Raw genomic sequence first — 8,424 nt, 5'->3', positions numbered from 1 at the left:
CACCCTGGCCGCCGACGCCGCCACCCTGGCCGCCGACGCCGCCACCCTGGCCGCCCTCACCACCGCCGGACCCGCCGACGCCACCGCCGGACCCGCCGACGCCACCCTGGCCGCCGACGCCGCCACCCTGGCCACCGACGCCACCGCCGGACCCGCCGACGCCGCCGCCCTCACCCTCGCCACCGGCCCCACCGGCGCCACCGGCCCCGGTGACCTCGGGGATCAGACTGCGGTCGGCGGTCACGATGAGCTCACAGCCTCCGGCCGTCATTGCGAGACCGCCGAGGAGGGGAGCAGCCCAACCGAGTGTGTGTCGTAGACGCTTCATGGTGGGTATCACCACAACAGGTCGCGCTCCGCGTCAAATGCTCTCTGGCTTCCAGTTGCCCGAAATCTGAGGGGAACCTCGGGGACATCCGCGAGGGAGCGGGGAATTTTTCCCCGGTCTGCCAGGGCGCGTCATGCGGCTCGGGAGGGGAGAGGGCGCGACCGATCCGGGTTCAGCGACCTCCAGGTCGGGAGCGACGACGCCTGCTGGAAAGGTTGCGTGAGAGCGCCATGGGGTCCGTGGCGACGTCGGTCGAGGCAGCGCCGCCCGTCGCTCGCCGCTCACCGCTTCAGGGAGGGGGGAGGTGCTCTCCCATCGAGACCTGCGCGCGGGTCCGGGCGCCGAGGCAATGGCCAGCGCTGGCCAGCTCCTGGCCACGCGCGCGGCCATCGATGGCCAGCCAGAGTCGCCCGACTCTGGCCATTCACGGCTTCACCCGGCCATCTGGAGCAAGGCGCTCCGTGGCGCAGTCTCTGCATAGCCCTCTGTCCAGAGCGTGCTCACGCGCCGCTGGACCTCGGACCCCAAAGGACACCGGGGGCCACCGGCGGCGCCAGCCACGTCAGCACCGTCAGCCACGCCAGCACCGTCGAGAGCGCCGATTCCATGAACCCGCAAGACTGCGCCACCACCCTGCGACGTGCGATGCCCGAAGGCAACAGGGGCCGAGCGCCCGCGCCTCCGCGGTGGCCTGCGCGTGAGGCTCGTGCGCTGGCTGGGGTAGCATCGCGCCTCCCCATGAACGAGCCGCCGCAGAGAGACCTCGCCCAGACCTCCACGATCGCGTCGCCCGCGTCGCCCGCGTCGCCCGCACCGGCTGCGGAGCCGGAGAGGTTCGGTCCTTACCGGGTGGTGGAGGTGATCGCCAAGGGGGGGATGGGGCTCGTGTACCGGGGCGAGCACGTCGAGACCGGCGACCGGGTGGCGCTGAAGACGGTGCACAAGGACCGGGTGGTGGGCGATCAGCTCGCGGGCATCCGGCGGGAGAGCCAGGCGCTGCGGCGGCTCAGGCACCCGGGCATCGTGCGCATCGTGGACGAGGGGGTGACGGACGGCGTGCCGTGGGTGGCCATGTCGCTCCTGGAGGGCAAGACGCTGCGGCAGCACCTCGCGGCCGTGTGGGGGCAGGGGCCGCGGGGCGCTGCGGCGGAAGGGGCTGACGAGACCGGGACCGCCCAGGTGGCGACGGCGCTCCTCGGAGGCCCGGTCCATGTGCCGCCGGCCGCTGCGGGAGACGTGCCTCGCGAGGGCGCCGGGCGTGAGGGGGCGCGGGTCGCGGGAGCCGCGGGAGACGTGGGGGGCGCAGAAGAAGCGATGCGGCCCCAGGTCGAGGCGCTGCTGTCGCTGGTCCGGCGGCTGTGCGCGCCGCTCGCCTTCCTGCACGGGGAGGGGCTCGTCCACCGGGATCTGAAGCCCGAGAACGTGTTCCTCCTGGACGATGGGCGGCCGGTGCTCGTCGACCTGGGGATCGTGGCGCAAGGGGGTGACGCCGGGGGGCGCGAGGTGCTGGAGGTGGCGCCGCCGCTGGGCACGCCGACATACATGGCGCCAGAGCAGCTCCGGAAGGAGCTGTGCGATGCGCGCGCGGATCTCTATGCGCTCGGCTGCATTCTGTACGAGTGCGTGACGGGGAGGCCTCCGTTCACGGGGGAGACGTTCGCGGCGGTGCGCTACCAGCACCTGCACGAGCAGCCGCTGCCGCCGTCGATGCGCGTGCCGGGACAGCCTCCCGCGCTCGATCAGCTCGTGCTCCAGCTCCTCGCGAAGCAGCCCGCGGCGCGGCCTGGCTATGCGCTGGACGTGGCGGCAGCGCTCGGGGGACTCGGTGCGGCCGGTGCGGTCGGTGCGGCCGGTGCGGCCGGTGCGGCCTTCGTCGAGGGAGAGGCGGAGCGTGGGCCCGAGCCGCGGGCATACCTGTATCCGCCGGGGATTCTCGGGCGGGCCGAGGTGGTGACGGCGCTGGAGACGGCGGTGACCCGGGCGCTCCGGCAGGAGCGGGGTGGGCTCGTGCTGGTGCGCGGCGAGAGCGGCGTGGGCAAGACGCGGCTGCTCCGGGAGGTGACCCGGATCGCGCTGCAGCGGAGCGCGCCGCCGCTGGAGATCACCCTCGTCGCAGGGCAGTGCGTGGTGGGCGGTGCGGCGCCGCTGCAGGCCTTCAGGCCCCTCTTGCTGGAGGTGGCGGACCGGGCGCGGGAAGGTGGGCGGGAGGTGGCGGCGCGGCTGCTCGGGCGGCGCGGCAAGATCCTGGCGGTCTACGAGCCTTCGCTCGCGCTGGTGCCGGGCCAGGCGGAGCTGTCGGAGCCGGAGAGCCTGCCTCCGACGGAGGCCCGGGCGCGGGTCATCCGCGCGCTGGCAGAGACGATCGAGGCGCTGGCAGGGTCGTCGCCGCTGGTGCTGGTGATCGATGACCTGCAGTGGGTCGACGAGCTGTCGCTGAGCCTGATCGAGGCGCTGGGAAGTCAGCCGGAGGCGCTCCAGGGCGTGCTGGTGGTGGCGACGTACCGGGCGGAGGAGACCCGGGCGGAGCTGGATGCGCTGGCGCAGCAGGAGGGGGTGACGGCGATCTCGCTGGGCCGTCTGGATCCGCCGAGTGTGCGGGCGATGGTCTCCAACATGCTGGCGCTGCGCCTGCCGCCGCGGGGAGAGCTGGAGGCGCTGGTGGAGCACTCGAGCGGCAATCCGTTCTTCGTGGCCGAGTACCTGCGCGCGGCGATCGACGAGGGGATGCTCCGGCGCGACGGCAGCGGGACGTGGCAGTTCGATGCCCAGGTGGACCCGGGGAGCGGCGCGGCGGCGCTGTCGTCCCTGGCCTTGCCCCGCACGCTGGCCGAGCTGGTGGACCGGCGCCTCGGTCACCTGGGGGCGGCTGGACGGGCGCTCCTCTCCTGGGCTGCCGTGCTGGGGCAGACGCTGGACGAGGAGCTCCTGCGCGCGGGCCTGGCCGGGACGGGCGCGGTGGACGTGGCAAAGGCGGCGGGGAGGTCGGAGAGGTCGGAGAGGTCGGAGAGGTCGGAGAGGTCGGAGAGGTCGGAAGGGGCGGAGGCGCTGGAGGAGCTGCGGGTGCGGCAGGTGCTGGAGGAGGGCGCGGGGGGCAAGCTGCGCTTCGTGCACGACAAGATCCGCGAGATCGCCTACGCGCGGCTCGGCGACGAGGAGCGCGTCGCGCTGCACCGGAAGGCGGGCGAGGTGCTCTCGGCGCGGTATGCGGAGGCGCCGGACATGGCAGCGACGCTGGGGCACCACTTCGCGCGCGCCGGGATCCACGACAGGGCCGGCCACTGGTTCGTCAGGGCGGCGGAGCGGGCCGAGACGATCTACGCCAACGGGGAGGCCATCCGGCTCTACGGGGCGGCCCTCGAGGCGCTCCGGGCAGCGGGTGAGGCTGGCGTGGCTGGCGGAGCGCCCGGGGAGCGCGTCGCGGTGCTGCAGGAGCGGCGGGGGGATCTGCTGCAGCTCGTGGGGCGGCGGACGGAGGCGCGGGTGGCCTACGAGGGTGCGCTCGGCGCCGGGGCAGAGCCGGCCCTCGTGGGGGGAACGCGGCTGGGGGGAGCGCCGCTGGGGGGAGCGCGGGTGCTCCGCAAGATCGGCGAGAGCTGGGAGGTCGAGCACCAGCACGACGCGGCGATGGAGCGCTATGCGCAGGCGCTGGAGGTGCTCGGGGGGCAGCCCGCGGGGGCCGACGAGGGGTGGTGGAAGGAGTGGCTCGACACCCAGCTCAATCGCATCGCCATCCATTACTGGCGCGCGGAGCACGCGCAGGTCAGCGCCATGGTGGGGGCGATCCGACCGGTGGTCGAGCAGCACGGCACGGCGCAGCAGCGCGCCCATTTCCTGAGTGTGATGATCAAGATGAGCCTCCAGCAGGAGCGCTACGCGACCTCCGCGGAGACGGTGCGCCTCGCGCGGGATGGCTACCTGGCGTTCCAGGCGGTGGAGGGGGCCGCGGATGGGCCGATGTCGCTGCGGGCGGGGTTCAGCTTCGGGTTCATCCTGGCGCTGCACGATGCGCACGGGGAGGCCGAGGTCCAGCTCAGCGAGGTGCTGCACGCGGCGCTGCAGAAGGGCGACGCGGAGGTGCAATCGCGCTGCCTCGCCTACCTGGCACTGGTCCACCGCCGGCAGGACCGGCTCAAGCTCGCGGAGCAGGTGGCGACGCGGAGCCTGACGGCGGCGAGCGAGATGAACATGCGGGAATACGCGGGGGCGGCGCTGGGGACGCTGGCGTGGGTGGCCCTGCGCCGCGGCGACGAGGTGGAGGCGGAGCAAAAGGCGCAGGAGGCGCTCTCTCACTGGGGATCGACCTCGCACGTGTTCCCGTTCGCCTGGGTGGCGCGGCTGCCGCTGCTCGCGGTGGCGCATGGCCGGGGGCAGCTCGGGGAGGCGGTGCGCCACGCCGAGGCGGTGCTCGACGAGCGGCAACAGCGGTTGCCGGAGCGCCTGGCGCGCGCCCTCGATGCGGGAAGACGTTCCTTTGCCGGAGGAGACGAGGAGAGCGCCAGGGGGCACTTCGCGGACGCCCTGGAGGCCGCGCGGCGAGGCGGTCACGCCTGAGCCGAGACGAGGTTCGAGGACGAGGGGGGCCGCGGCGAGACGGTCTGCGAGACGGTCTGCGAGACGGTCTGCGAGACGGTCTGCGAGACGGTCTGCGAGACGGTCACAGGGATCGATTCATCTGAGCCGACCCGAGGGCTGCTGAATTTGAGGTGCACTGGCAGGGCGTGGTGACACGCGCTGGTGGTGCACGCGCGTGAGTCACGTCGAAACCATGAATGCCTGTCCTCGCGGACGGGAAGGAGCCCGTGTCATGTCCATTGAAAGCCTGAACGTCAAAGATCTGCGCAGCTTCATCTTCTCCATCGATAACAGCTCGGAGCCCGTCTACCAGGTGGAGTCGAAGCACTGGGCCCGGGGGGCAGACCGCTGGGCGCCGGAGGAGATCCCCTCGGAGATCCGGGCGAAGGTGGCCGAGCTGGAGCGGAATGGCAAGCCCGGCGCTTTCGTGCGGTTCCCCGAGGAAGACGACGGGGTCTACGTGCTCTGCGAAAAGAACATCAAGATGCTGCCGGAGGCCGCGGACGCCGACGGGGTCATCACCTCGCTGCCGGAGACGAACCAGGGGCGGCACCTGTCCCATTACGACATCGTGATCTACTGCAAGGCCGGGACGGTGCAGGCGGAGGACGGGAGCACCTACAACACCGAGGAGGGCGAATACTACGTCATTCGCTACAACACCTGGGGCAGGTACGTGCTCCGGCAGGACATGCGGCCGAAGGACGTGGCGACCACCCGGGAGGTGCTCAATCTGCTCCAGCGACTGCACGGGAAGGACTTCCTGTCGATGACGCCCGACAAGCCCGACGAGCGCGTGCCGCCGGACATGGTGGAGCCCACGGACGCCATCGTGGCGTGCAATTGCTACGTGCTCAACCTGGCGCGCTTCAAGCGCTGAACCCGGAACCCTCGACGAGGCACCATGGAACCCTCCCCGTACGTCGACGATGCAGCCGACACCGAGAACGCAGGCCGCGCCGGCCACGCAGGCCACGCGGATCACGCGGATCACGCAGGCCACGCAGGCCAGGCGGTCCTGCCGAGCCCGCGGCCTCCGGCAGCCAAGCGATTCCTCGGTGGCACCCACCGCGTCGTCTCTCCGGCGGAGACGGTGGCCCAGCTCCGGCGGCTGATGCCCGTCATGGGAATCACGCGCGTCGCCGACGTCACCGGCCTCGATACCCTCGGGGTGCCGGTGGTGATGGTGACGCGGCCGGGATCGCGGTCGATCTCGGTGTCGCCGGGGAAGGGCCTCACCCTCGACGCCGCGAGGGCCTCGGGGATCATGGAGTCCGTCGAGCACTGGCACGCCGAGCACGTGCAGCTCCCGCTGAAGCTCGGGACGGTGAACGAGCTGCGCCACCGCCACCGGCTGCTCGACGTGGCGCGGCTGCCGCGCCTCGCCATCGGCGCCTTCCACCCGAACCTGCGCCTGCTCTGGGTGCCAGGGCTGGATCTGGTGGAGGGCGCCCCCACGTGGGTGCCATTCGAGGTCGTGCACACGGACTACTCGCTGCCGCTCCTCGACGGCACCGGGGCCTTCGTGATGAGCTCGAACGGGCTCGCCTCGGGCAACCACCCCTACGAGGCGATCAGCCACGGGATCTGCGAGCTGATCGAGCGGGACGCGACGACGCTCTGGCAGATGTCGAGCGCCGCCCACAAGCGTGAGACGCGGGTGGATCTCGAGACCGTCGACGACGCCGGCTGCCGGGAGGTGCTGGAGAAGTTCGCGCGCGCCGACGCCGAGGTGCTCGTCTGGGAGATCACCTCCGACGTGCAGGTGCCGGCCTTCGCCTGCACGCTGGTGGACCGGGCGCCGAACCCGGCCCGCCCCGTGGCGCCGATGCGCGGCTTCGGCTGCCACCCCGCGCGCGGCGTGGCCCTGCTGCGGGCGCTCACGGAGGCCGCACAGAGCCGGCTCACGGTGATCACCGGCGCCCGCGACGATATCCGGGTGCACGGCAACGGTCCCGAGGAAGACCTGCGCACCGCGCAGCAGTTCCTGGCCGAGCACGCCGGAGAGACCTGTCCGCGGCGCTTCGACGAGGCTCCAGACCACCCCGGCGAGACGCTCGACGAGGACGTGGCCTGGGAGATCGAGCGGCTGCGCGAGGTGGGTCTGGAGCAGGTGGTGACAGTCGATCTGTCGCGCCCCGAGCTGGGGATCCCGGTGGTGCGGGTGGTGATCCCCGGTCTGGAGCCCCTCTACGACGTGCCCGGTTACATGCGCGGCCCGCGCGCGCGGCGCCGGCTGCAGGAGAGCGCTTCATGAACGTCATCGTGTTCACGGGTCCGACGCTGTCGGCAGCAGAGGGGGCGAAGGCTTTTGGCAGCGCCGGAGAGGCGGCGCGGGGGGAAGAGGCGGCGCGGGGAGAGGCGGCGCGGGGAGAGGCGGCGCGGGGAGAAGTGAGTGGGGGGATAGGGATGAGTGGCGGAGGGGCGGCGGCGCGTCTGAATGCGGTGTTCCTGCCCCCCGCAGCGCAGGGCGACGTGTACCGCGCGGCACGGGAGCGGCCGTGGGGCATCGGGATCATCGATGGGTACTTCGACCGGGTGCCGTCGGTGTCCCACAAGGAAATTCTCTGGGCCATGGCGCAGGGGGTGCACGTGTTCGGCGCCGCCAGCATGGGGGCGCTGCGCGCCGCGGAACTCGCCGCGTTCGGGATGGAGGGGGTGGGCGCGATCTTCGAGGGGTACCTGCGCGGAGACATCGAGGCCGACGACGAGGTGGCCGTGGCCCACGCGCCCGCAGCCGATGGTTACCGGGCGGTGAGCGAGGCGCTGGTGAACATGCGGGCGACGCTGCGCGCGGCGGAGCAGGAGGGCATTGTCGGTGCAGCGCAGCGGGTGCGGCTGGAGGCGCTGGCGGCGGGGATGTTCTACGCGGACCGGGTCTACCCAGCCGTGTTCCGCGCGGCAGGCCAGGCCGGGGTGGACGGGAGCACGCTGCAGGCGCTGCGGGCCTTCGTGGCATCGCGGCGGGTGGACCAGAAGCGGCGCGATGCGCTGGCCATGCTGGGGGCGATGCAGGGGCGGTACCAGGGGGAGGGCGGGGACGCGCGCGCTGTGCCAAAGAGGGTGGAGTTTCATTTCGAGGCGACGGATGCGTGGGAGCACATCCGGGAGAGCGCCGAGCGGGGTGCGTTCACGGCCGCGGCGAGCGCGCCAGATGCTGCCGTGGAGGCGCTGAAGCGGGGGGGAGGCTACATGGCAGCGCGAAAAGGGGCGCTGGGGAGGGCCTTGGCGATCGAGGCCGCACGTCGGCAGAACCGGCAGGTGGGAGCCGCGCTGATGGAGGACGCAGCCGAGGCGCTGTGCCGGGAACACGGGCTGGGCGGGCTGGGAGCGCTGGGGGCATGGCTGGCAAGGCAAGGGGTGGTGGGGGAGGCGGAGACGGTGCGGTTCCTGGAAGAGGAGGCGCACGTGCGGTGGGCGGAGCGGGTCTACGGGGGAGAGGTGGAGAGGTGCCTGGTGGGCTACCTGCAGGCGACGGGGGCGTATGGGGAGCTGAGGGAGGGGGAGGGGAGGGAGGGATAGGG

General features: G+C 72.5%; 6 protein-coding genes. All 6 read left to right on the top strand.

The annotated features are described in order from the left end of the window. A partial coding sequence (locus tag CAP_RS53115; RefSeq protein ID WP_044252458.1) for a hypothetical protein occupies positions 1-319 on the top strand: 319 nt, incomplete at its 5' end. 313 nt (positions 320-632) lie between these two features. Then, on the top strand, positions 633-809 hold the full coding sequence (locus CAP_RS53110) for a hypothetical protein (RefSeq protein ID WP_197041595.1): 177 nt from the start codon (positions 633-635) through the stop codon (positions 807-809). Positions 810-1,066: 257 nt separating this feature from the next. Then, the gene (locus CAP_RS42870; protein WP_052376930.1) at positions 1,067-4,879 is read left to right on the top strand and encodes a serine/threonine-protein kinase; all 3,813 of its coding nucleotides are present in this window, start codon (positions 1,067-1,069) and stop codon (positions 4,877-4,879) included. A gap of 253 nt (positions 4,880-5,132) precedes the next feature. Then, positions 5,133-5,780: a hypothetical protein gene (locus CAP_RS55525; RefSeq protein WP_044252455.1), complete on the top strand. Its 648-nt coding sequence runs from the start codon at positions 5,133-5,135 to the stop codon at positions 5,778-5,780. A 24-nt stretch (positions 5,781-5,804) separates the two neighbouring features. Further along, positions 5,805-7,157 (top strand): YcaO-like family protein, encoded by a 1,353-nt coding sequence (locus CAP_RS42860; protein WP_081865850.1) that lies wholly within the window; start codon positions 5,805-5,807, stop codon positions 7,155-7,157. Continuing rightward, entirely contained in the window at positions 7,154-8,422 is a 1,269-nt protein-coding gene (locus tag CAP_RS47280; RefSeq protein ID WP_063748841.1) for a TfuA-like protein, read from the top strand. The genes CAP_RS42860 and CAP_RS47280 overlap by 4 nt, the downstream gene beginning before the upstream one ends. Positions 8,423-8,424: the final 2 nt, after the last annotated feature.

It is taken from the genome of Chondromyces apiculatus DSM 436 (genome assembly GCF_000601485.1).
GTDB classification, from domain to species: domain Bacteria; phylum Myxococcota_A; class Polyangia; order Polyangiales; family Polyangiaceae; genus Chondromyces; species Chondromyces apiculatus.
Note: the sequence above shows the minus strand (reverse complement) of the source record. Positions and strands in the feature narration are given on the sequence as shown.